The organism is Goodfellowiella coeruleoviolacea, from assembly GCF_024171785.1.
In the GTDB taxonomy this organism is placed as follows: Bacteria; Actinomycetota; Actinomycetes; order Mycobacteriales; family Pseudonocardiaceae; genus Goodfellowiella; species Goodfellowiella coeruleoviolacea.
Map to the genome: position 1 here is coordinate 34,653 of NZ_JAMTCK010000015.1, position 22,973 is coordinate 57,625.

Genomic DNA, 22,973 nt, shown 5'->3' on the forward strand with positions numbered 1-22,973 from the left:
GACGAGGACTGGACATGGTTGACGCACCACACGAGCCGGCTCAGCGGATTCGGGAACTGCCGCCCTACCAGGCAGTTGTCGTGGTGGACATCGAGCGGTTCAGCGACAACCAGGCCGCGGACCACCGCTACCTCATCGAGGAGGTGCCCGGGGTGCTCCGCACGGCGCTGCAGCACGCCGGCCACGGCGATCTCTGGGAGGAACGCCGGTTCCCGGAGAGCACCGGCGACGGGTACGCGGTGGGGTTCCGGCCGGAGGTGCTGCCCGTCCTGGTCGGGCCGTTCCTGGACAGCCTGCAGGCCACGCTGCGCGAGTACGACAAGTTCCTGCGCTGGCAGAACCGGAACACGCGGATGCGGCTGCGGGTGGGCATCTCGGTCGGCCCGCTCACCCTGTCCGAGGACGACCGGCTGGGCAGCGGCTCGGGCGACGCCCGGGTGGAGGTGAGCCGGCTGCTGGAGGCCGAGGAACTGCGGCAGCTGCTGGCCAACTCGCACAAGGACGTCACCTTCGTCGCCGCGATCCTGTCCGCCCGGGTCTACGAGGACGTGGTGGCCAGCGGCTACGCCACCAAGCCGACCAGCGTGTTCGTGCCGACCACCGTGCGGGTGAAGCAGTACCGGGGCACCGCCTACCTGCACGTGCCCGAACCGTCGGGGGACCTGCTCACCCAGGGGTTCGGCACCGGCGCGAGCACCGACCAGAGCGACGAGACCGAGCCGGACACCGGGCCCGAGGACGAGGTGAGCGACGTGATCAGGGAACCAAGGCCGACCGTGCGCGACGTGCGCAACTCCATCTCCGGCCAGGTGCACGGGACCGCGATCCAGGCCGGCTACATCGACAGCTACACCCACCACCGCGGCGGCGACCAGAACGTGACCGGCAACGACAACATCGTGGTCGGCCGGGACCTGCGGGGCGGTGTCAACAGGATCCCGAAGAAGAAGCGGGGCGACCGGTGACCGCCCCTGGCGTGCCCGCCACCACCGACCTCGACCGCGACCGCGACCGGGACCTCGATCTCGACCGGGACCGCGACCGCGACCGCGATCTCGACATCGACCAGGATGTCACCGGCGACCGCAACCGCGTCGCCGGCCGCGACTACTACCACCGGCTGACCCAGTACGTGTTCTTCGGCGCGGACGGCGCCCCGGTCCCGCCCAGCGCCACCGGCAGCACCCTGCTGGACAGCGCCACCGTCCACTGGCACCTGACCACGTTCGTCCGGCCCGCCGGGTTCACCTCGGCACTGGACAAGCTGCGCGGCGACGACCGGGTCGTGTTCGTGGCCGACCAGGACACCGGGATCAACCTGCGCGCCCTGGGCATCGCCCTGCTGGACGCGGTGTTCGGCGCGCCCGATCCGGCGATCGACCTCATCGAGGCCGACGTCGACCTCGACCTCGGGGCCCGTCCGGTCGCGGACAACGCCCTGGTGCTGCTGGACCTCACCGCGATGGAAACCGGCGGTCGGGTGGACAGCCAGCTCGGCGCGTTCCTCGGCCGGATCGTCGAGGCCCGGGGTCGCCTGGTGGTGCTGTTGCCCGGGGCGGCGAACACCACCGCGCTCGCCGACCGCTACGGCCACCTGGTCGCCGAGATCACCGCCGCGCCACCAGCCACCGACGTGCTGCGCGCCCACCTGACCGCCAGCGGGGTCGACCCGGCCACGGCCGACGCGGTGCTGGCGGATGCGGCCGTCACCGACATCTGCCTGCGCGCTCGCCCGGCCGACGTGGTGCGGCTGGCCCGCCTGTTCTGCTCGGTCACCCCGGACCCGGCCGCCGACCCGGCCGGCGACCCGGCCGGCCGGCTGGCCGAGGCCGTGGCCGCCTACCACAACTGGTCGGACGAGCTGGCCATCGAGTTCGACCAGTGCGCCGATCCGAGGCGGCGGGCGCTGCTGCTGGCCACCGCCCTGCTCAACGGCGGCCAACTGGAGCACGTCTACCGCGCCGAGGCCGCGCTGCTGCGGATCACCAACGCGCCGGACACCGGACCGCAGGGGCTGGCCAGCGAGAGCTTCCGGGCCCGGCTGGCCGGGTTGCGCGGGGTGGAGATCAGCGACGACCGGGTGCGGTTCACCCGCAGCGCCTACGACTTCTCCGTGCTGCACCACGTGTGGCAGGGCTACCCGCAGCTGCGCGGCGCACTGGTCGACTGGCTGGTGGCCGTGCCGCTGGACCCCGAGATCCTGCTGGACCGGTGGGACGTGCCGATGCTGGCGGACCGGGTGGTGGAGCTGTGCGCGCGGAACAACATGGCCGCGCCGGTCGTGCGGGCGGTCCGGGTGTGGTCGGCCGCGCCCCAGGCGGCCACCAGGGAACTGGCGGACACCGTGCTCGGCCTGGCCGCCGTCCGCGCCCCCATCGGGCAGCGGATCCGGGCCCGGATCTACGAGTGGGCCCGGGACCCCCGGCTGCCCGGCCGGATGGTGCGCACGATCGTCGCGGTGTGCCGGCGGGAGTTCGGTCGGACGCACAGCACCGCGCTGACCGCGCTGGGCTGGCTGGCCGGGCACGACGAGCCGTGGGTGGCCGACCTGGTGGTGGACACCGTGCTCGGCCTGGCCGCGCACCCCGGCGGCCCCGAGGCGGTGCTCACCCGGGTGGCCGAGTGGGTGGCCGGGGGGCGGGCCGGGCAGTGGCTGCTGGGCGTGCGGGTGCTGGTCGAGCTGACCGTGACCGAGAGCGGTCCGCTCACCCCGGCGGACCTCGCCGGTGACACGCTGGTCCACGACCTGGTGGTGCGGTCCTGGGACGCTGTGCTGGACGGCGTCGACCACGGCAAACGCGACTGGGCGGTGCGGGCGTGGCTGACCCTGGCCAAGGACGCGCGCTGGCGGGACGCGCTGTTGGACGTTCTGGTGACGGCCGCCGGCGAACGTGCTCGCCCATTGGACTCCTTGCGGCTGACCGCCGAACGCTGGCACCGTGACATGGCGGTTCCCCACTGGCCCGCCGCTGGCGAGGCCGACGAGCGGGCCGTGGTCGACGCTCTGGACGAGCGCATCGATCGAGTGCATCCGTTGGCCCTGCGGCGCTCGCCCGCAGAGGAGGGGACACCCCGATGACGACCAGACCGTGGCCGGACACCAGTCCGGGATTATTCGGGTCCGTGGCCGAGCGGTGGCGCAAGCGCCGCGAACGCCGTTACCTCGCCGCCGCGGATCGACGGGCCGCCTCGGCCGCTGCCGAGGCCACCGCCCCTGCCGTGCCCGAGCCCGAGCACCACCGCAAGGAGTACCAGACCGCGCTGCCCAGCAGCATGTCCTTTGTGGACTTCCAGGCCAGCTTCACCGTGGTGTGGACGTTGGACGGCCGTGCCGACTACCGGCACGCCATTCCCCAGTCCACGGCGGTGAACGCGATCGTGCAGCGGGCCGCGGCCATCACCAGGCAGGCCAATCCCGTGCACCACAAGCCGTTGCGCGAACAGCTCGCCTTCGAGCTTGGCAAGCGGTTGCAGGTGGAGAACACCAACGTGTGGGCGCGCGCCGAGGACGTGCACATCACCGTCGAGGAGGCCGACCTCGACCTGGTCCGCCGGCACGTCGAGCTGAACCGGCGGCGCGAGCTGCGCCAAGCCGAGCGGGAACTGGAGCGGGCCGAGCTGCGGTACCTGCGCGACAACGTGTTCAACAGCGTGGGCAACGCCCTGCTGTGGTGGTTGCACCACAACGACAACCAGATCGAGCGGATCGGCGAGGTGGCACCGCAACTGACCCAGTTGGTGCGGCTGGTGAGCGGTCAGGAACAGGTGCACTGGGCGGACAACCTGTTGGCCGCGCTGGAAGAGGCCTCGCCCGGTGGACTCGGCGAGGCCCAGCGGCTCGGCCTGGCCGGCTACCTCGGCCAGGTGCTCGGCGAGTACGGCGGCCCCGGCGCCAAGGACGAGTTCGAGACCAGGGCCAAGGACTGGGGGGTGGGGCGGGGCGGCCCGCGCGAGGGGGAGTAGGGGGAAGCGGGACGCTCCAACCCGGGGCCCCGGCCTTTGTGGGGAAGGCCGGGGCCCCACGCCGTGGACAGGTGGACCGGGGGGGGAGGAGGGGGCGGGTGACGCGCGGCAGCCCCCGCGCGGCCCGGGGGAGCGGGTGCGCGGGGGCTGCGGGCCGGCGGGGGTTACTCGGCGGGTGCGTCGCAGACCAGGCCGGTCAGGTCGACGCCAACGGGTTGGGCGTCGGCGGGGATGCAGGTCAGGTCGGTCAGGTCGTCGGGAACCTCGCTGCCAACGGTGATGTTGTCGGCGGCGGCCGTGCCGGCGCTGGTGAACAAGCCGGCCAGGATCAGCGTGGCAGCGGCGAATGCCTTGCGGACGGACATGTGTTCCTCCACGGGGATGCTGGAGTGGCGGGGCACCACGGCGTGTTCCCGGACCGTCGAGGACCGGACCCGGAACACGAATGGCCCGACTCACTGAAACATCAACAGGATTGCGGTGGAACGCCGACACGGCGAATGCCGCCTGGTCGGGTGATCATGGTGTCCGGTTGGGACTGTCCACTCGGTGCGGTCCGTCGGCGGCGGTGAGGTCGAGGTAGGTGGACAGCTGGGCCGCGCCGTCGAGCATCGCCCGGCTCCGCTGCTGGAGCCGGGCGCGCCAGGTGTGCAGCTCCTCCTTGAGCGGGCCGACCCCGCCCGCGTTCCTGACCTGGTCGATCACCAGGGCGATCTGCTCCAGCAGGTAGCCGCCTCGGCGCAGCTGGTGGGCCAGCCGGGCGTCGCGCACGGTGTCCGGCAGGTAGTGGCGGTAGCCGGTGGCGGGGTCGCGGTGCGGGTGGAGCACCCCGGCCTCCTCCCACTTGCGCAGCGTCGCGGGGTGCACGTCGAGCTGGTGGGCCAGGGCGCCGACGGTCAGCGGCGCGCGATCGGCGGCCGGGCTCGGCTCCGTCGAGGCCAGCTTCTCCAGTGCGCTGGCGACCTCGTCGAGGGTGGTGCGGTCGCGCAGCAGTTCGGCGTGGCCCTGGTCGATGAGCCGGAACACCGCGTCGTGGTCGGCGGCGTTGGCGGCCCGCAGGATCTCGGTCGCCGCCTGGTGGCCGTGCCCCGGCCGCAGCGCCAGGAAGGTGCGCAGCGCCTGGGCGTGGACCGGGGTGTACCGGCGGTAGCCCTGCGGACCGCGGGTGGCCGGCGGCAGGATGCCCGCCTCCTCGTAGTTGCGGATCGCCTGCGCGGACAGCCCGTGCTCGCGGGCGAGATCGGCGGGCCGGAGCCGGTCCGAACGCGACGCCATGAAACCTCCCGTTGAGGGTTGACGCGGTTATTGCAGTCTTCGCTCTGCGAAATCCTTAAACGAATTGTTCAAGGATACGTTAGAAGGGTCGGATCTGGGAAAGGAAGGTGTGGCGATGTCCGCTGCCGCTGTCGGTTCGCTTGGTTGGCGGTTCGGTGCCGAGGAGGCCGATCTCGGCGACGCACTGGACCGGTTCCTGGCCGCCAGACCGGTCCAGCCCCGGGTGCTGGGGCTCGGTGAGCCCACGCACCTGTTCGCGGCGTTCCCGTTGCTGCGCAACCGCGTGTTGCGGCACCTGGTCGAGCGGCACGGCTACCGCTCCATCGCGATCGAGAGTGACTGCGTGGCCGGCCTGGTCGTCAACGACCACGTCACCACGGGTGCGGGCGACCTCGACGAGGTGGTGGCGAACGGCCTGAGCCACGGCTTCCGGGACGAGGCGGCCAACCGCGAGCTGATCGCCTGGCTGCGCGCGGTCAACGCGGCGCGCGACCCAGCCGACCACGTGCGGTTCCACGGGTTCGACGCGCCGATCGAGATGAGCCACGCGGCCAGTCCCCGCCAGGCGCTCACCGCGCTGCACGACTACCTCGCGGCGCACCTCGACCCGGCCAGGGTGCCCCACTCCATCGCCGCCGTTGACGAGCTGGTCGGCGACGACAACGAGTGGACCAACCCCGAGGCGGGCATGGACCCGACCCGGTCGGTTGGCCGGTCGGCGCGTGCCCGCCAGCTCCGGGTGGTCAGCGACGACCTGATCGGGGTGCTGGCGGCCGAGGCGCCCAGCCTGCGCGCCGCCACCTCGCCGGCCGCGTACGACCGGGCGTGCCTGTTCGCGCGCACGGCCCAGGGCCTGCTGCGGTACCACGCGGTGATGGCGGACCCGGGCACCGAGCGGGTGGCCAGGATGCTGGCGACCCGGGACGCGATGATGGCGGACAACCTGGTGGCGATCGCGGCGGCCGAGGCCGAGCGCGGCCCGACGCTGGTCTTCGCGCACAACGGCCACCTCCAGCGGCATCGGACGCGCTGGCGCAACGACGTGGTGGACGTGCGGTGGTGGAGCGCGGGCGCCCTGGTCGCGCCACGCCTTGGTGCCGACTACGCGGTGATCGGCGCGGACTTCGGGGTGGCGCCCGCTGTCGGCCTGACCGATCCGGGATCGGACAGCCTGCAAGGGCTGCTCGCCGAGTCCACTGAGGACGGTGCGCTCTACCCGGCCGACCAACTCGTCGAGGCGCTGGGCGGGCGCACCGACCTCGTGCCGAGGCGCGACGCGGCGGCCGAGCCCCGCTACATCCCGCTGGACGTCGAGGCGCTGGGCGGGGTCGACGCGATCGCGCTGGTCAGGGACGCCGGGCCGGCGGAGCACTGAGCGGCGGCCAGGTGGTTCGCTCGTCCGCCGCTGGAACCGACCGCCGACAGTCCCGTGTCGGCGGTCCTGGCCGGCCCGACTGGTCCACAGTGGACCGGCCGGGCCGGCGTCGGTTCAGGGCTTGTCAGTTCAGCGCGGCGGCGACCTCTTCCCTGAGCCTGGGCAGCAGGGCGTAGAGCCTGTCGCCGGGGCAGAGGGTGTCGTAGTAGTCGCGGTGGCCGTCGATCTCGGTGGGCGGGATGTCGTACTGCTGGCAGGTGTAGACGCAGAAGGCGACCAGGGAGTCCCACAGCGCCTGCGGCGGCTCCACCTCCATGTAGTTGCCCTCGTTCTCGATCCCGATGGCGGTGCGGTTCTGGCCGGGGCAGTGCGCGCCCTCGATCAGGTGGTCACCGCTGCGCAGGGCGGCCAGGCTCTGGTGGCGGCCCTCCATCAGGTAACCCCCGCGGCTGTTGGTGAAGTGCTGGCCGGAGTCCAGCCAGCCGTTGGTGTCCATGTGCAGGTCCTGGATCCACCGGGCGTGCTCGTAGGCGTGCGCCAGGGAGTAGTCCTCGACGTTGTCGGTGGCGGTGTGGTGGATCAGGATGCGCGCCGGGCGGCTGTACACCGCGGTGGGGTTGCGGGTGGGCTGGCGGGCGCCCCAGGTCGCGCAGCTGGCGATGGTGGGGCCGGTCGCGGCCGCGGCGGTGGGGGCGGTCACGGCGCCGACGGTGGCCACGCCGAGTCCGCTGCCCAGCAGCACGCCGGTGCCCAGGGCACCACGTAACAACGCCCGTCGGTTGAGCTGACCGTGTTCGTGGATCACGGGTTCTCCTTCAACGCAGGGGAAGGTGTGGAGCAGAACCGGCAGTCTTTTTCCCACCAAAGATGTTTCTGGTCAAGATCCAACTACGGCTTGTCGTGGCGCACCACCATTCGGTGGATGTGAAACGCGAAGGAATTTCGCGATCGTGTTACCACGTGTAACGCGCGCCTCACCCGTCTCCGGAGAGGAGCCCATCCATGTCGAGACGGAAAGCCGGGATCGCCCTGCTGGCCACGGTCGCCACCGGCTGGGCACTCACCATCGCCGTGTCACCCCCTGCCACCGCACAGCCGCCCCCGGCCAGCACCTTCGCCGCGCCGGACCACTGCGCCGCCCAGTGCTTCGACGTGCTGCCACCGGGCGCCAACGGCAACGCCACCCTGGCCGAGATCCTGGCCAACCGCACCCTGGGCATCCGGCCCAAGCACAGCGCCGACCAGCTGGGCAAGTACGCCAACCTGGCCGGTGGCTACCCCGGGCTGACCAACGAGCAGCTCAGCACGTTCTTCAACACCGCGGCCTTCGGCGTGCCGGCCGACCAGGTGGAGTCCACCACCAGCCCGCGCTCGGACGTGACCATCGTGCGGGACAAGACCCTGGGCATGCCGCACATCTACGGCACCACCCGGTCGGGCACCGAGTTCGGCGCCGGCTACGCCGCCGCACAGGACCGGCTCTGGCTGATGGACCTGTTCCGGCACGTCGGCCGGGGCCAGCTGACCCCGTTCGCCGGCGGCGCGCCCGCCAACCGGGCACTGGAGCAGACCTTCTGGGCCGCCGCCCCCTACACCGAGGCCGACCTGCAGGCCCAGATCGACCGGGTCGCCTCGGCCGGCCCGGCCGGCCAGCAGGCGCTCCAGGACGTCACCGACTACCTGGCCGGCATCAACGCCTACATCGACCAGTCCCACCGGGGCCGCTACTTCCCCGGCGAGTACGTGCTGACCGGGCACGTGGACGCGATCACCAACGCCGGCGAGATCGAGCCGTTCAAGGCCACCGACCTGGTGGCCATCGCCTCGGTGGTGGGCGCGCTGTTCGGTGCCGGTGGCGGCGGTGAGGTGCAGTCCGCGCTGGTGCTGCTGGCCGCGCAGAACGCGTTCGGCGCGCAGGCCGGGCAGCGGGCCTGGGCGGCGTTCCGCGAGCAGAACGACCCCGAGGCCGTGCTGACCCTGCACGACGGCCAGGCCTTCCCGTACGCGGCCAGCCCGGCCCAGGCCACGGGGGTGGCCCTGCCGGACGCGGGCACGGTGACCGACGAGCCGATCGTCCACGACCCCACCGGGTCGGCCGGGACGCAACAGGTCGGGCCGGCACCGGCCGGTGACCCCCGGCCCTCGGGTGCCTCCCCGGAACTGGAGTCCCTGCGCGGGATCTTCGACCGGGGCGTGCTGCCCGCCGACCTGCTGAGCCGGCCGCACGGCATGTCCAACGCCCTGGTGGTGTCCGGGGCGCACGGCCAGAACGGCAACCCGGTGGCCGTGTTCGGCCCGCAGACCGGGTACTTCGCCCCGCAGTTGCTGATCCTCCAGGAGCTGCAGGGCCCGGGCATCAGCGCGCGCGGCGCGTCCTTCGCCGGGGTGAGCATGTACGTCCAGTTGGGCCGAGGTGTGGACTACGCGTGGAGCGCCACCTCGGCCAACCAGGACATCATCGACACCTACGCGGTGCCGCTGTGCCGGCCGGACGGCGGGCCGGTGACCCGCGACTCCGAGTACTACCTGTTCCACGGCCAGTGCGTGGCCATGGAACGGCTGGAGCGGCGCAACGAGTGGCAGCCCACCCTCGCGGACGGCACGGCCAAGGGCGCCTACACCCTGCGCGCGCTGCGCACCAAGTACGGGGTGGTGCGCAACCGGGGCACCGTCGGCGGAAAGCCGGTCGCGTTCACCACCCTGCGGTCCACCTACCTGCACGAGGTGGACTCCATCATCGGGTTCCAGCAGTTCAACAACCCGGACGTGGTGCGCTCGGCGGCGGACTTCCAGCGCGCCGCCAACAACATCAGCTACACGTTCAACTGGTTCTACGCCGACGCCGAGGACATCGCCTACTTCAACTCGGGCAGCAACCCGGTTCGACCGTCCACCGTGGACCCCAACCTGCCGGTGCTGGCCGAGCCGGCCAACGAGTGGCTGGGCTGGAACCCCACCACCAACACGGCCAGCTACACGCCGTTCGCGCAGCACCCCAACTCGATCAACCAGGACTACTACATCAGCTGGAACAACAAGCAGGCCGAGCAGTACACGGCCGCCGGGTTCGGCAACGGCTCGGTGCACCGGGGCGACCTGCTCGACGACCGGGTGAAGTCACTTGTGGACAGTGGCGTGCCGGTGACGCCGGCCGCGCTGACCCGGGCGATGGCCGAGGCGGCCCTGGTCGACCTGCGCGCCGAGCAGGTGCTGCCCGAACTGCTGCGGGTGATCGACGCGGCACCGGTCACCGACCCGGCCCTGGCCAACGCGGTCAGCCAACTGCGCGCCTGGCAGGCGGCCGGCTCGCTGCGCCGGGAGACCACGCCGGGCAGCCACAACTACACCCACGCCGACGCCATCCGGGTGCTAGACGCGTGGTGGCCGCTGCTGGTGCGGGCCGCGTTCGAACCCGGACTGGGCAGCCCGCTCTACACCGAGCTGACCAGGGCCGTGCAGGTCGACGAGCCGCCGTCGGACACCCACGGCACCACCCCGCACAAGGGCTCCTCGTTCCAGTACGGCTGGTGGAGCTACGTGGACAAGGACCTCCGCGCGGTGCTGGGCGAGCAGGTCAGCGGCGGGCTGGACCGGCGCTACTGCGGCGGCGGCTTGCTCACCCAGTGCCGCCAGGTGCTGCTGGACAGCCTCGCCAAGGCCGTGGCCACCCCCGCGAAACAGGTCTACCCGGGCGACGCCGACTGCTCGGCCGGTGACCAGTGGTGCGCCGACACCATCATCCACCGCCCCATGGGCGGCATCACCCAGAACAAGATCGGCTGGCAGAACCGGCCCACCTTCCAGCAGGTGGTGCACTTCCCCACCCACCGCCCCACCAGCTGAGCCCTGGCTGGCCCGGGTGCGGGCCGGAGGTGGTCAGCGGGCGGGCCTGCGGCGGATTCCGCTGACCACCTCGGACGGGGACCGGCCGGCGGCTCACACCGTGTGCTCGATCCAGTCGCGGTAGGCGGTGACGTCGGTCCAGTAGCCGAAGCCGGTGCCGCAGCGGCCGTCGTCGTCGGCGGGGCCGCCGGTGGCGCCGACGAGTTCCCAGCGGCGGTCGGCCCCGCGCTGGAGCTGGGGACCGCCCGAGTCGCCGTCACACGCGTTGGTGCCGGGCAGCACGCCCTCGGTGCACAACGTGCTGGCCGGGTCGAAGATGTCGCCGCACTGCTCGTCCGGCACGATCCGGGTGTCCAGTTCCCGCAGCCACTGGGACTTCTCCGGGGAGTCCTCGCTGGTCCGGCCCCAGCCGAGCACGCGGGTCACGGTTCCGGGCGCACCGGAGGCGGCGGCGATCCGGATCGGCCGCTGGCGCACCGGGTGGTCGAGCCGCAGCAACGCCAGATCACCCCTGCCCAGGCCCAGTTCCGGGTTCAGCACGATCTCGGTGACCCGGGCCTGGCTGCCACCCGTGGTCCAGTCGTGGCTGCCGACCCGCGCGGTCAGGCCCTCGGTGGAGATCGGCACGACCGAACCGTCCGCCTCCCGCCGGGCGAAGCAGTGCGCGGCGGTGACCACCCAGTCCCGCGCGACCAGGGAGCCGCCGCAGCGGAACGCGCCGTTGAGCTGGAACGCGGTCATGAACTCGTAGCGCTCGGTGGCCGGACGACCCCCGATGACCTGTGTGCCGACGTCGGCGGCGGACGCGGTGTCGGCGGCGGACGCGGCCGGTGCCGCCAGCAGCGCGGCGGTGGTCACCGCCACGCCGGTCAGCACAGCACTGGTCAGGGCAGCGGCCGCGGAGCGGAATCGCATGTGTCGTCACTTCCTTTGCCGGGGTGAACGGGACACGGCAAAGCTATGGACGAGCGTGCGGTTCCGGCATCGGTCCGCGGAGTGGTTCGCGGTCCGACCCCAGGCGGACGTGGACGACGTCGCGCTCGGGGTCGGCTGCGGGTTGATCCCCTAGGGTCGGCCGCTTCCGGGCGGCACTGGGCGGCACCGGGCGGTGCTGGTGGCCGGGGTCAGTCGGAGACGTTGTCCACGGCGACGACCTTGGTGATCCGGCCGCGCACCAGCAGTTCGCCGGGCACGCCGTTGCGGCGGCCGTAGGCCGGGCCCAGGTCCTCGCCCATGTACCGGGTGCCCAGCCGGGTGGCCCAGGTGAGCAGGTCGTCCAGGTCCTCGGACAGCTCGGCGACGCCGTCCAGCCGGACGTAGCCGTACGGCGGGTGCTCCTTGTCCACGCACAGCGAGAACCGGCCGTCGCGACGCAGCGCCCGGCCCTTGACCGAGGTGGCCTCGGTGGTGAACACGATGTGCGGCGCGTCCGGTGTGGCATCGTCGATCAGGAACCACACCGGGGTGACGTGCGGGCTGCCGTCCTTGCGGACCACGGCCAGCTTGCCGGTCCTGGTGCCCTCGCCGACGAAGTCCCGCCACTCCTGTTCGGACATGGTCCGCATCGCGCCACGCTCCCATCACCACGTGCCAACTGCCTGACGGGGGAGAGGCTACGACCTGGCCGTCGGTTCCACCTCGACCCGGTTGCGGCCGAGCCGCTTGGCCCGGTACAGGGCGGCGTCCGCGGCCTTGAACAGGGTGTCCAGTTTGGCCGGTCCGGCGGCCACGCCCACGCTGACCGTTGGCGGGCGGATCATCGGCCCGAGCAGTCCGGACCAGTCGTGTTGGTCGACGGACTTGCGGATGCGCTCGGCCACGGCCGGGCCGATGTCGTAGTCGTTGCCGGTGTCGCCGAGCAGCACCACGAACTCGTCGCCGGCCCACCGGGCCACCAGGTCGTCGATCCGGCACTCCCGCCGCAGCAGCTGGGCGATCTCCCGCAGCACCGCGTCGCCGGCCGCGTGCCCGGCGTCGTCGTTGACGCCCTTGAACCCGTCCACGTCCAACAGCACCAGCCACGGGATCCGGCCCTTGGTGGCGGTGCTGTCCAACAGGAACGGCGCGGTGCGCTCCAGCCCGAGCCGGTTGGTCAGCCCGGTGAGCGGGTCGCGCGCCGCCGCCTCCTGCGCGGCCACGGCCAGCCGCTGCGCCTGCACGGCCACCTTGCGCTGTTCCAGCGCCTGGCCAAGGCCCTCCTGGAGGGTCTCGACGGCGGTGAGGCTGGCCCCGACGCTGCGGCGCAGCGCGGCGGCCTCACCCACGGGATCGCCCACGGCGGCGCAGGCGTCGGCCAGGTCGAGGGAGAAGCGGAACAACAGCGAGATGTCGTTGACCCGCTCGGCCAGCTCCACGGCGCGGCGCAGCACGTCGCGAGCCTGGTCCTGGTCGCCGCGGTGCTGGTGCAGGATGCCGAGCACCCAGTCGGCCACGGCCTGGCCCCACTCGTCGCCGACCGCCACGCACTGGTCGTGGGTGTCCCTGGCCAGCTGCTCGGCCCGGTCGTACGCGCCGATGCCGATCAGCGACCGGCTGTAGGCGGCCATGATCGCCCGCCGGAACGCCGGGTCCGCCACCAGCTCCAGGCCCTCCCGCAGGTAGCCGGCGGCCTGCCGGAACACCTGCTCGGCGGCCTGGGGCGGGCCGGAGGCCGCGCGGAAGTTCAGGATGCCGCCGAGCCGTTGCAGGCACTGCGCGAGCGTTTCGGCGTCCCCGGACCGCCTGGCGACCTGCACGGCCAGCCGCAGCATGTCCAGGGCGGCCCGGCGGTGGCCGATGCCCTCCAGCAGGTAGCCCAGCGCGCTCATGGTCTGGGCCGCCGCCGGTGAGTCGGGGTGCTCGGAGTCCAGGTCGGTCCACCCCTCGGCGGCCAGTTCCAGCGCGAGCGGGATCCGGCTCAGCCGCCAGGCCAACACCGCCCGGTTGACCAGCACGGCCGACCGGCTCCAGCGTCCGCCGCCCGGTGGCACCCTGGCCACCACCTCGTCGAACAACTGGTTGGCGTCGGCCAGCCGGCCGGCGTTGAGCAGGTCGCGGACCCGCTGGTCCTCGGAAGGTATGTCGCCCGCCGCCAGCGGGCTGTCGTACTCCACTTCGCCCTCGACACTCCCCAGTCCGACTGAACACGTGGACGTCCTGCCACGTACGCCGGCTTGGCCTATCCAGGCTAACGGTGCGATCGGTCGTTGTGCCGATCCTGGCGTAACACGTCAGCGAGTGGACGGTGTGCTCTGCCGGCTGGTTCCCAGTCCAGTGTGTCCAGTGGGCTCAGCGCCAGTCTGCCACCCGGTCAGGTGAGGACTCTGACCCGGTCGGGTGTCCGATGCGGAGGGAGGGGCTGGCTAGCTCCGGCTCGGTCCCGGGTACGGCAGCAGGGCCATCTCACGGGCGGTCTTGATCGCCGAGGCGACCTCGCGCTGCTGGCGCGGTGTCAGGCCGGTGACCCGCCGGGAGCGGATCTTGCCCCGGTCGGAGATGAACTTGCGCAGCAGGGTGGTGTCCTTCCAGTCCACCCGCTCGACGCCTTCCTTGAGCAGCAGGTTCTGCCGGCGCTTGCCAGGGCGCCGCTCGACTCGTGCCACGGTGGTGTCCTCCTCACCAACTCGACTTGGTCACGCCGGGCAGTTCGCCGCGGTGGGCCAGCTCCCGCAGCCGGATCCGGGACAGCCCGAACGCGCGGAAGTGGCCGCGCGGCCGGCCGTCCACCGCGTCCCGGTTGCGCAGCCGGGTGGGGCTGGCGTCGCGGGGCAGCCGGTGCAGGGCGCGCGCGGCGGCGGCGCGCTGGTCCGGTGTGGACGCGGGTGAGCGCAGCGCCTCCTTGAGTTCCGCCCGGCGTTGCGCGTACCTGGCCACCACCTGGCGGCGCTGCTGGTCCTTGACGATCTTGGACTTCTTGGCCACGTCGGTCACCTCTCCTCGCGGAACTCGACGTGCGCGCGTACCACCGGGTCGAACTTGCGCAGGACCAGGCGGTCCGGGTCGTTGCGCCGGTTCTTGCGGGTCACGTAGGTGTAGCCGGTCCCGGCGGTGGACCGGAGTTTGACGATGGGCCGAAGTTCGTTGCGGGCCACGGGTTCCGCTCTCCTCACTCCTGATGGGCCAGACCTAGATGAAAACGGGATCCGTTTTCACAAATGCCCGGCGACAGGGTAGCGTGCCCGACAGCTAGATGGAAATCATTGTCGATAGGGGGTTGTCGTGGTCACGGACCAGCGCATCCCAGTGGTGTTGGTGGCCGGGCTGGCCGAGCCGGCCGCCGCAACGGTCGCGGACGCGCTGCTGCTCGACCGGGCCGGCACCGCGGTGATCCGGCACGACCTGCGCCGGCTCGCCGACGGCGTGATCCACCGCCGAGTCCGCCACCACCGGCCGGGCCCGGACATCCACGACCGGACCGCGCTGCTGGAACTCGCCCACGGCTGCGTGTCCTGCACCCTGCGCGAGGACCTGCTGCCGCTGCTGGTCCGGCTGGCCGCGCGGTCGGACACCGTCCACCGGATCGTGCTGCACCTGGACCCCGCCCTGGAACCCGAGGCGGTCTGCTGGGCCATCCACCACGTGCTGCTCGCGGACGGGCGCACCGCGGCGGACCGGGTGCGGATCGAGGCGGTGATCACCACCGTGGACCTGGCCAGTTGGCTGACCGACGCCACCGGGGACACCACCCTGGCCGAGCGCGGTCTCGGCGCGGCAGCGACCGACGAGCGCACCCTGGCCCAGGTGGCCGTGGGCCAGGTGGAGTTCGCCGACGCGCTGGTGCTGGTGCCGGGCGCGGACGCCTGGGCAGGGGCGCGCACCCGGGCCGTGCTGGACCGGCTGGCCCCGGCCACCGCCCGCGTGGAACTGTCCACCCCGGACGGTGCTGGGGCCGGTGTGGACGTCGCCGGCCTGCTGGGGCGGGTGCCGGACAACGCCCGGCGGGGCCGGACCGACGACCCGCACGGGCCGCTGCTGCGCGGTCAGCCACCGCTGGAGCCGGACTGCGGGGTGGCGCTCACCGTGTTCCGCGAGCGCCGGCCCTTCCACCCGCAGCGGCTGCACCGGGCGCTGGACGTGCTGTTGGACGGCGTGGTGCGCACCAGGGGCCGGGTGTGGCTGGCCAGCCAGCCCGACGTGGCGCTGTGGCTGGAGTCGGCCGGCGGCGGACTGCGGGTCGGGCACGCCGGCCCGTGGCTGGCCGCGATCCCCGACGCGGACTGGGCCGGTGTCGACCCGGAGCGCCGCGCCATGGCCGCGCTGAGCTGGCACCCCGACCACGGCGACCGCACCCAGGAACTGGCGGTGCTGTCCCACCTGGCCGACCCCGAGGAGATCACCTCGGCACTGCGGGCCGCCCTGCTCACCGACGCGGAACTCGGCCGAGGCCAGCGGGAGTGGCTGCGCTACCCGGACCCGTTCGCCGACTGGCGGGACAGCGGCTGCGCACCGCCCAGCCCCACCGGCGCCGGCACGCCCGGCCGCGACGACCCAACCAACCGCACGAACCGGAAGAACCGAGAGGACCGAGAGGACCAGGCGTGAAACCAGGCAGCCAGCCCGAGGTGGACGTGCACGTCACCGCGGGCGCACACCCGTTCTGGACCGGGCAGCAGCGCCTGGTCGCGGCGGGCCGGGTGGAGAAGTTCCACCGCCGCTACGGCCGGCGGGAGCGGCGGGGAGGGGAGCGCTGATGGCCGTCCCCAAGCGCCGCACGTCACGCAGCAACACCAGGCATCGCCGGGCGCGCTGGAAGGCGAGCGCACCGGAGCTGGTGCCGATCACCACGGCGGACGGCCGGAAGCTCCTGGTGCCACGCAGGTTGGTGAACGCCTACCGCCGCGGCCTGCTCTGACCCGGGTGCGGCGGAAGCGGCTGGATCACCGCTGCGCCAGTTGGGTGGTGCCGTCCGGCGCGTCCCGCCACTGCGCGAACGGTCGATCCAGCCGCCACACCCCGCCGTCGTAGCTGAGCACCCGGTGCTCGCAGTGCTCGGGATTGGACAACGACTCGAACAGCTCGATGCTCCACGCGAGTAATCGACGGCAGAGCAGTCGGATGGTCAGGCCGTGCGAGACGATCAGCACGGTCTTGGGATGTCGGGGATCCCGGATCATCTTCGGCTGGAGTTCGCCGAGGAAGGCCGCGCACCGGTCGTCCACGTCCGCGCCGGACTCCCCGTGGGCCAGCCGGAAGAAGAAGTGGCCGAACGCGTGGCGCTGGCGTTTCTGCAGCTCCTGCTCGACCGGGTCCTGGAGGTTGCCCCAGTCCTGCTCGCGCAGCCGGGGCTCGGCGACCGTGCGCTCGACCAGGTCACCGAGGTCGAGCAGGTGCAGGGTGCGACGGGTCCGCAGGTAGGGGCTGACGTACACGGCCACCGGCTCGGCGCCGAGGACGCGGCGGACCGCGGGGCCGGCCGCGGTGGCCTGCTGCTCACCGAGCGGAGTCAGCGGCAGGGCGTGGTCGGGGATGCGGCAGTAGGCCAGTTCGTCAACGTTGCCAAGGCTTTGCGCATGTCTGAGCAGAATGATCCGCACACTTCCATGGTGCCGAGGGCCCCAACCGGAGCAGCGTTCGGTGACGGCGCGTGAAGCTGTTGTTACAGTGCCGGCCCAGGCTGGAAAGCACCGCCAGGCTGGAGAACCACAGCTCATCTGGCGGAGCCAGGTGGGCGCCGGAGTGACACTGGGAGGCGTCACGTGATCAAGTACCTCGCGCTGTACCGGAAACCCGCCAATCCCGACGAGTTCGACGAGAAGTACTTCGCCACCCACCTGCCGCTGGTGGCCAGGGCGCCCGGCGTGCTGCGCGCCGAGGTGGCCAAGGTGCAACGGGTCTACGTGCCCGGCTTCCTCGGCGACCACGAACCGCACCTGGTGGCCGAGCTGTACTTCGAGTCACGGGAAGCCATGAAGACGACGTTCGCCTCGCCCGAGTGGCAGGCGGCCGGCGCGAACCTGACCGAGATCGGCGGGATGGAACTGGTGGCGATGTTCGCCGCCGAGGTGGTCGAGGACAGCCAGAGCAGTCAGGACAGCTAGGGCAGTCAGGGCAGCTAGGGCAGCCGAGGCAGCTAGGGCAGCCGAGGCAGCTAGGGCAGCCAAGGCAGCCAGAGCAGTCAGGACAGCCAGGCAGCTAGGGCAGTCAGGGCAGCTAGGGCAGCTAGGGCAGCCGAGGCAGCTAGGGCAGCCAAGGCAGCCAAGGCGGCTAGGGCAGTCAGGGCAGCTAGGGCAGCTAGGGCAGCTAGGGCAGCTAGGGCAGTCAGGACAGCCAGCGCAGCCAAGGCGGCTAGGGCAGTCAGGGCAGTCAGGCGAGCCAGTCCGGCCAGACAAGCCAGTCCGGCCGGCTGACCCGCACCGGGCGCGCCGACCGGCACCGATCTCCACTGTGGACCATCCGCCGAGTCCACAGTGGAGCGGTAGGCCCCGGTCGTCGCACCGTCCACACCGGAGCCGGTGCGGGGCCGGAAAACGCCGCCACGGGCGGGGGAATCCCGGACGGGTCGGAAACCGCTTCACGGTCCACGTGGCGTGGCCGCCGTCGCTGATCAGGTTGTGCCGTCGGGTGATCCATCCGCCTGGGTTTGCGACCGGGGAAACCGCCGCCTCATCCTCAGAGGGTAGTCGTTGAACTACACCTGGTTGTGGAGGCCGCGATGGATGAGACAACGGCGGAGCGGGACCCGTACGAGCCGCCCCTGGTGCAGGACGTCGGAGAGTTCGCCGACGTGACGCACGGCCCGGTCGAATGGCACCTTGACGGGCTGTTCGGCCTGGGTCCGCTCTGACCCGGGATCGGCATCAGTCACATGCACATGGCGGTGTCGGAGTACGCGAGCGACCGAAGCGGCCCCTGGTTCGCGGCCCTGCCGGACGTCCCGGCCGGGCCGGGCGTGGCCGCGCGGCTGGGCCCACCCGAGTCCCTGACCGTGATCACCCACCCGTCCGGGCGCCCGATGCTGGTGGGGCAGTGGGCAGCGGACACCGTCACCGTCGCGGAGGCGGGTCACGTCAAGGTGGTGGTGCTCGGCCGGGTGTCGATCACCACCACCGAACTGGCCCGGCGCACCGAACGGCTGCGGGACGTGACCGACCTGAGCGCCGTCACCAGCGGCATGGCCGGCAGCTACCACCTGATCGCCTCGGTGCACGGCCGACTGCGAGTGCAGGGCACGGCATCCGGGGTGCGCCGGGTGTTCTACGCGCACGACGCCGGCACCACCGTGGCGGCCGACCGGAGCGACGTGCTGGCCAGGCTGACCGGCGCCGGCATCAACGAGCGCTACCTGCCGCTGTGGCTGCTCGCGTCGATCCCCGAGCCACTGGCCGACCTGTGCCCGTGGCGCCGGGTCGAGGCGGTGCCGCCCGGCCGCTACCTGCTGGTCGACGTGCACGGCCAGACCCGAACACCCCGCTGGTGGAGCCCGCCCGACCCCGACCTGGACCTGCTCGAAGGGGTGCCCGCGGTCACCGCGGCCCTGGCCAACGCGGTGGCCGCCCGCACCCGCACCGGCGGCACCATCAGCACCGACCTGTCCGGCGGGCTGTCCTCGACCTCGATCTACTTCCTGGCCAGCCGGGGGCCGGCGCAGCTCGTCGCGCTGACCCACAAGGGGCCGGACAACGGCGGCGAGGACGTGGTGTGGGCCAGACGGGCGGCCGCCGCCCTGCCTCCCGCCGAACACCTGGTGCTGACCAGGGACGTCGCCCACATGTTCGCCGGGCTGGTCGAGGCCAGCAGCCACCTGGACGAGCCGTCGCACGGCGTGCGCGAGTACCGGTTCTGGTCCGGGTTCGCCCGGCACCTGATGGCCCGGGGGTCGCGGCTGCACCTGATCGGCGCGGGCGGTGACCAGGTGTGCCGCGGCCTGCCCGCCTACCTGCACGACGTGCTGCGCGAGCGGCCCGGCACCGCCCTCAACCACCTGCGCGGCTACCTCGCGCTGACCCGCTGGACGCTGTCCGGCACCGCCGTGGCCCTGGCCACCCGCCGCGGCTACGCGCAGTGGCTGGCCAGGCAGCCGCTGACCGCGCCACCCCTGGTGATCGGCCGCACCGAACCCGAGCTGGGCTGGGAGATCACCCCGCACCTGCCGCCGTGGGCCACCCCGCAGGCCGTGTACGCGGTGCGCGACCTGGTGGCCGAACTGGCCGGCGGCGCCGAACCGCTCGCCCCGAGCCGGGGCCAGCACGCCGCACTGCACCGGATCCGCCAGGACGGCCGGCTCACCCGGCACCTGTCCACCGTGCTGGAACGGGTCGGCCTGCCCGTGGAGGCCCCGTTCTTCGACGACCAGGTGATCAGCGCCTGCCTGGCGGTGCGCACCGACCAGCGCGGCACCCCGTTCCAGTGCAAGCCGCTGCTCAAGCAGGCCATGCGGGGGATCGTGCCCGAGGCCAGCCTGAGCCGGGAGACCAAGGACAGCTTCACCGCGGACGGCTACGCCGGCCTGCGACAGAACCGCGAGGAACTGGCCAGGCTGCTCGACCAGTCACTGCTCGCCGACCGGGGACTGGTCGACCTCAAGGGGCTGCGCCGCACCTGTTTCAGCGCTGTCTACCTGGGACTGTCCCTGCCCGCGCTCGGCCGGACCCTGGGCGTGGAGTCCTGGTTGGACTCGCACGTCCGGCTGCCGCGCCCCGGGGTCGCCGACCAGCCCGACCCCGTTGACACCCGCAGTCCCACCCCCGAAGGAGCCCGACCATGACAACGCGGCTGCGCGCCGACGTCGTCTTCACCGAACTCGATGACGGGTCCGTGCTGCTCGACGAGCGCACCGGCCGGTACTACCAGCTCAACACGACCGCCACGCTGGCCCTGCGCACCATGCTCGACGGCGGCAGCCCGCACCACGCCGCCGAAGTGCTGGCCGACCGCTACGACACGTCCCACCGCCGGGCCAGTGCCGACATCGTCGGCCTGATCACCCGGTTGCGCCGGCTGGAGTTGGTGACCCCGTGAGCCATCCGACCACCCTGGAGAACCGCCCCACGCTGCGGCTGCGCGAGCGGCCGCTGCCGCTGCTGGCCACCGGCCTGGCCCGGGTGCTGGAACGGCTGCCACCGCGCAAGCTGCGCGTCCTGCTGACCAAGCTGAGTCGGGGCGCCCGCCCGGCCACCGTGCGCCAGGCCGAGGCGGCCAGGGCGGAAGTGCTCGCGGTCAGCGTGCGCTGCTCCGGCAAGGGCTGCCTGCAGCGCTCCCTGGCCACGGCCCTGCTGTGCCGGATCCGCGGCACCTGGCCCACCTGGTGCACGGGTGTGCGGATCAACCCGTTCAGCGCGCACGCCTGGGTGCAGGTCAACGACACGCTGATCGGCGAGTCCCTGCCGGTCGGCTACTACCGGCCGGTGATCACGGTTCCGCCGGCCACCCGCTAGTCGCATTCCGGACCCTGCCCGGGCGTCCGGTCACGCTCCGAACCTGCGCAAACACCGTGGCGCACTTGCCTCCGCGTGGAAGCCGCAGGGGAGAGTTTTGGAAGTGGCCGCTCATACTCTCCGCCGGTATCGACGCTCCACGGTCTTCCCCCGGTACCCGACCGAACGTCCGCGTGGCGTCGGTTCCCGTCCGAGGTAGGCCCCATCCCGCTTGGAGAACAATGAAGTGGCGTAGTGCCCTGCTCGCGGCCTGTTCCGCGATAGGGCTGTTAGCGACAGGGCTGACCGGTTCGGCGACGGCCGCCCCGGACGGTGTCTACGACCTGGTTCGCACCGATCTCGGCCTGGTGCGGGGCACCCAGCACGACCGGCACGAGACGTACAAGGGCATCCCCTACGCGGCACCACCCGTCGGCGAACTGCGCTGGCGCGCTCCCCAGCCGGCCAAGCCCTGGGAAGGTGTGCTGGACGCGACCAACTTCCGCAGCCAGTGCGCCCAACTGGGCGGCCTCGGCGGCATCATCGAGTCCTACGAAGAGGACTGCCTGTACCTCAACGTCACCACGCCGAGCAGGTTGGGCAAGCGACCGGTCGTGGTGTGGTTCTACGGCGGCGGCTTCCAGAACGGCACCAGCTCGACCTACGACGCCAGCAAGCTGGCCGACCAGGGTGACGTCGTCGTGGTGACGGTCAACTACCGGGTTGGCGCGCTGGGCTTCATGGCGCTGCCGTCGCTGGACGGGGAGAACCCCGGCGTCCAGTCGGGTAACTACGGCATCGAGGACCAGCAGGCGGCCATGCGCTGGGTGCAGCGCAACGCCGCGGCGTTCGGCGGCGACCCCGGCAACGTGACACTGGCGGGCCAGTCCGCCGGTGCCGGCAGCATCTGCATCCACCTGGCCTCGCCGACCGCCGCCGGGCTCTTCCACCGCGCCATCGGTGAGACCTTCAGCTGTGACGCGAAGATGCTGACCAAGGACCAGGCCGAGACCATCGGTACCAGCGTCGCCGAGCAGTTCGGCTGCGCCGACGCCAGCACGGCCGCGGACTGCCTGCGGGGCAAGCCCGTGCCAGACCTGATGAAGGCGTGGCCGCCGCTGCCGCAGGGGCCGGTCGTCGGTGGCAAGGAGCTGCCGATGCAGCCGGGTGACGCGCTGCGCCAGGGCAAGTTCAACAAGGTGCCCATGTTGTGGGGCAACAACCTCGACGAGATGCGGATGATCGTCAGCGTCCAGTACGACGGCTCGGGCAACCCGGTGACCCCGACCATGTACGAGGAGATCATCCGCAGCACCTACGGTGCCTACGCCGACCAGGTGCTGCAGCGCTACCCGCTGGCGAACTACCCGACCCCGGGTATCGCCCTGTCCGCCGTGCAGACCGACGCGGGCAACGAGCTGCTGTCCACCTGCCCGCACCTGCGCGGCTACCAGGCGGCCACGGCCACGGGATCGGCGCCGCTGTACGTCTACCAGTTCGCCGACCGGACCGCGCCGCCGGTCGTGGACATCCCCGGCTTCGACGAGGGTGCCGAACACAGTGTTGAGCTGAACTACCTGTTCCCGAACTTCATGGGCCCGCTCAAGAACGCCGAGCAGGAGAAGCTCTCGGACACCATGGTCAACTACTGGACCACCTTCGCCCGGACCGGTAACCCCAACGGGAACGGCGAGGTCAACTGGCCGCGGTACAGGTCGGCCGCGGACGTGCTCTCGCTCGACATCGCGCCGGGCGGCATCCACACCGTGGACATCGAGAAGAACAGCCACTGCGGCTTCTGGGCGACCGTGCCCAACGCCGCCTGACCTGAAGCTGAACCTGAAGCTGAAGCTCTGCGGACGGCGCCCGGCGGGTCGACTGGTCGATTGACTGAGTTGATCCGTCGGGCGTTGTTGCTTGGGTGAGCGGTGGCGACGCGGACACCGGTTGGGCGGTGGTCGGCTTGCGGGAAGTGACTGGAATTGTGGTCCGGTTGGCTGCTGTTCCGGCCGCATCCCAGACTTGCCGGCGTTGGCCGCCGGTTGCGTAGTCGCGCACCCTTCTGCCGTCATTTCGCAGAGATTTACTTAGAGGGGTGGGGGAGAATCGTTGGCGGCTACCGGTTGACTGCCGATAATGCGTTCGGGTTCCCGGGAATACTGGCGGCCACTCGGACTGGTCCAGAT

General features: G+C 72.0%; 23 protein-coding genes and 1 pseudogene. 14 read left to right on the forward strand and 10 right to left on the reverse strand.

The window, feature by feature from the left end:
- Nucleotides 1-14 precede the first annotated feature (14 nt).
- Genes LX83_RS28035 through LX83_RS28045 form a run of 3 tightly spaced genes read left to right on the forward strand, consistent with a single transcriptional unit; the run spans nucleotide 15 to nucleotide 3,963 of the window.
- A complete protein-coding gene (locus tag LX83_RS28035; RefSeq protein ID WP_253776719.1) occupies nucleotides 15-965 on the forward strand; it encodes a hypothetical protein in 951 nt (316 codons plus the stop codon).
- A complete protein-coding gene (locus LX83_RS28040) occupies nucleotides 962-3,079 on the forward strand; it encodes a hypothetical protein (protein ID WP_253776721.1) in 2,118 nt (705 codons plus the stop codon). Before LX83_RS28035 ends, LX83_RS28040 begins: the two co-directional genes overlap by 4 nt.
- A complete protein-coding gene (locus tag LX83_RS28045; RefSeq protein WP_253776723.1) occupies nucleotides 3,076-3,963 on the forward strand; it encodes a hypothetical protein in 888 nt (295 codons plus the stop codon). The genes LX83_RS28040 and LX83_RS28045 overlap by 4 nt, the downstream gene beginning before the upstream one ends.
- Nucleotides 3,964-4,127: 164 nt before the next feature.
- On the opposite strand, the gene LX83_RS28050 is transcribed toward LX83_RS28045, so the two are convergent.
- Both LX83_RS28050 and LX83_RS28055 read right to left on the reverse strand, forming a co-directional pair.
- Complete coding sequence (locus LX83_RS28050) at nucleotides 4,128-4,328, reverse strand: hypothetical protein (RefSeq protein ID WP_253776725.1); 201 nt, start codon at nucleotides 4,326-4,328, stop codon at nucleotides 4,128-4,130.
- Nucleotides 4,329-4,482: 154 nt separating this feature from the next.
- Nucleotides 4,483-5,238 (reverse strand): TioE family transcriptional regulator, encoded by a 756-nt coding sequence (locus LX83_RS28055; RefSeq protein WP_253776727.1) that lies wholly within the window; start codon nucleotides 5,236-5,238, stop codon nucleotides 4,483-4,485.
- 115 nt (nucleotides 5,239-5,353) lie between these two features.
- On the opposite strand from LX83_RS28055, the gene LX83_RS28060 reads away from it, so the two are divergent.
- On the forward strand, nucleotides 5,354-6,613 hold the full coding sequence (locus tag LX83_RS28060; RefSeq protein WP_253776729.1) for an erythromycin esterase family protein: 1,260 nt from the start codon (nucleotides 5,354-5,356) through the stop codon (nucleotides 6,611-6,613).
- A 124-nt stretch (nucleotides 6,614-6,737) separates the two neighbouring features.
- On the opposite strand, the gene LX83_RS28065 is transcribed toward LX83_RS28060, so the two are convergent.
- Nucleotides 6,738-7,418, reverse strand: a complete 681-nt coding sequence (locus LX83_RS28065; RefSeq protein ID WP_253776731.1) for a peptidoglycan recognition protein family protein — start codon at nucleotides 7,416-7,418, stop codon at nucleotides 6,738-6,740.
- 197 nt (nucleotides 7,419-7,615) lie between these two features.
- On the opposite strand from LX83_RS28065, the gene LX83_RS28070 reads away from it, so the two are divergent.
- Nucleotides 7,616-10,456 carry a penicillin acylase family protein gene (locus LX83_RS28070; protein WP_253776733.1) on the forward strand — a complete coding sequence of 947 codons (2,841 nt, stop codon included), beginning with the start codon at nucleotides 7,616-7,618 and terminating at the stop codon, nucleotides 10,454-10,456.
- Nucleotides 10,457-10,549: 93 nt separating this feature from the next.
- Here the strand turns inward: LX83_RS28070 and LX83_RS28075 are convergent, their stop codons facing one another.
- The 6 genes from LX83_RS28075 to rpmG form a co-directional block, all read right to left on the reverse strand.
- A complete protein-coding gene (locus tag LX83_RS28075) occupies nucleotides 10,550-11,371 on the reverse strand; it encodes a S1 family peptidase (RefSeq protein ID WP_253776736.1) in 822 nt (273 codons plus the stop codon).
- Nucleotides 11,372-11,580: 209 nt separating this feature from the next.
- Complete coding sequence (locus tag LX83_RS28080) at nucleotides 11,581-12,021, reverse strand: PPOX class F420-dependent oxidoreductase (RefSeq protein WP_253776739.1); 441 nt, start codon at nucleotides 12,019-12,021, stop codon at nucleotides 11,581-11,583.
- 48 nt (nucleotides 12,022-12,069) lie between these two features.
- The gene (locus LX83_RS28085) at nucleotides 12,070-13,548 is read right to left on the reverse strand and encodes a GGDEF domain-containing protein (protein WP_253776741.1); all 1,479 of its coding nucleotides are present in this window, start codon (nucleotides 13,546-13,548) and stop codon (nucleotides 12,070-12,072) included.
- 249 nt (nucleotides 13,549-13,797) lie between these two features.
- Complete coding sequence (gene rpsR, locus LX83_RS28090) at nucleotides 13,798-14,037, reverse strand: 30S ribosomal protein S18 (RefSeq protein WP_253776743.1); 240 nt, start codon at nucleotides 14,035-14,037, stop codon at nucleotides 13,798-13,800.
- Nucleotides 14,038-14,050: 13 nt separating this feature from the next.
- Nucleotides 14,051-14,356, reverse strand: a complete 306-nt coding sequence (gene rpsN, locus LX83_RS28095; protein ID WP_253777086.1) for a 30S ribosomal protein S14 — start codon at nucleotides 14,354-14,356, stop codon at nucleotides 14,051-14,053.
- A 5-nt stretch (nucleotides 14,357-14,361) separates the two neighbouring features.
- Nucleotides 14,362-14,526: a 50S ribosomal protein L33 gene (rpmG, locus tag LX83_RS28100; RefSeq protein WP_253776745.1), complete on the reverse strand. Its 165-nt coding sequence runs from the start codon at nucleotides 14,524-14,526 to the stop codon at nucleotides 14,362-14,364.
- 127 nt (nucleotides 14,527-14,653) lie between these two features.
- On the opposite strand from rpmG, the gene mrf reads away from it, so the two are divergent.
- From mrf to rpmF, 3 genes and pseudogenes are all read left to right on the forward strand, one after another.
- Entirely contained in the window at nucleotides 14,654-15,976 is a 1,323-nt protein-coding gene (mrf, locus tag LX83_RS28105; RefSeq protein WP_253776747.1) for a ribosome hibernation factor-recruiting GTPase MRF, read from the forward strand.
- A 14-nt stretch (nucleotides 15,977-15,990) separates the two neighbouring features.
- A pseudogene (rpmE, locus tag LX83_RS38530) lies at nucleotides 15,991-16,125 on the forward strand (50S ribosomal protein L31); the annotation flags it as partial.
- Nucleotides 16,125-16,286, forward strand: coding sequence for a 50S ribosomal protein L32 (rpmF, locus tag LX83_RS28115; protein WP_253776751.1), 162 nt, complete (start codon nucleotides 16,125-16,127; stop codon nucleotides 16,284-16,286). The pseudogene rpmE and the gene rpmF, both read left to right, overlap by 1 nt.
- Nucleotides 16,287-16,311: 25 nt before the next feature.
- Here the strand turns inward: rpmF and LX83_RS28120 are convergent, their stop codons facing one another.
- The gene (locus LX83_RS28120; protein ID WP_253776753.1) at nucleotides 16,312-16,968 is read right to left on the reverse strand and encodes a histidine phosphatase family protein; all 657 of its coding nucleotides are present in this window, start codon (nucleotides 16,966-16,968) and stop codon (nucleotides 16,312-16,314) included.
- 162 nt (nucleotides 16,969-17,130) lie between these two features.
- Here LX83_RS28120 and LX83_RS28125 point away from each other — a divergent pair, with 162 nt between their 5' ends.
- The 6 genes from LX83_RS28125 (at nucleotide 17,131) to LX83_RS28150 (ending at nucleotide 22,613) form a co-directional block, all read left to right on the forward strand.
- Nucleotides 17,131-17,472 carry an EthD family reductase gene (locus LX83_RS28125; protein ID WP_253776755.1) on the forward strand — a complete coding sequence of 114 codons (342 nt, stop codon included), beginning with the start codon at nucleotides 17,131-17,133 and terminating at the stop codon, nucleotides 17,470-17,472.
- A 614-nt stretch (nucleotides 17,473-18,086) separates the two neighbouring features.
- Nucleotides 18,087-18,218 (forward strand): lasso RiPP family leader peptide-containing protein, encoded by a 132-nt coding sequence (locus tag LX83_RS28130; protein ID WP_253776756.1) that lies wholly within the window; start codon nucleotides 18,087-18,089, stop codon nucleotides 18,216-18,218.
- Between the two features lie 21 nt (nucleotides 18,219-18,239).
- Nucleotides 18,240-20,138, forward strand: coding sequence for an asparagine synthase-related protein (locus tag LX83_RS28135; RefSeq protein ID WP_253776757.1), 1,899 nt, complete (start codon nucleotides 18,240-18,242; stop codon nucleotides 20,136-20,138).
- On the forward strand, nucleotides 20,135-20,392 hold the full coding sequence (locus LX83_RS28140) for a lasso peptide biosynthesis PqqD family chaperone (RefSeq protein ID WP_253776758.1): 258 nt from the start codon (nucleotides 20,135-20,137) through the stop codon (nucleotides 20,390-20,392). The genes LX83_RS28135 and LX83_RS28140 overlap by 4 nt, the downstream gene beginning before the upstream one ends.
- The gene (locus tag LX83_RS28145) at nucleotides 20,389-20,808 is read left to right on the forward strand and encodes a lasso peptide biosynthesis B2 protein (RefSeq protein WP_253776759.1); all 420 of its coding nucleotides are present in this window, start codon (nucleotides 20,389-20,391) and stop codon (nucleotides 20,806-20,808) included. Before LX83_RS28140 ends, LX83_RS28145 begins: the two co-directional genes overlap by 4 nt.
- 221 nt (nucleotides 20,809-21,029) lie before the next feature.
- The gene (locus LX83_RS28150; RefSeq protein WP_253776760.1) at nucleotides 21,030-22,613 is read left to right on the forward strand and encodes a carboxylesterase/lipase family protein; all 1,584 of its coding nucleotides are present in this window, start codon (nucleotides 21,030-21,032) and stop codon (nucleotides 22,611-22,613) included.
- The last annotated feature ends 360 nt before the right edge of the window (nucleotides 22,614-22,973 follow it).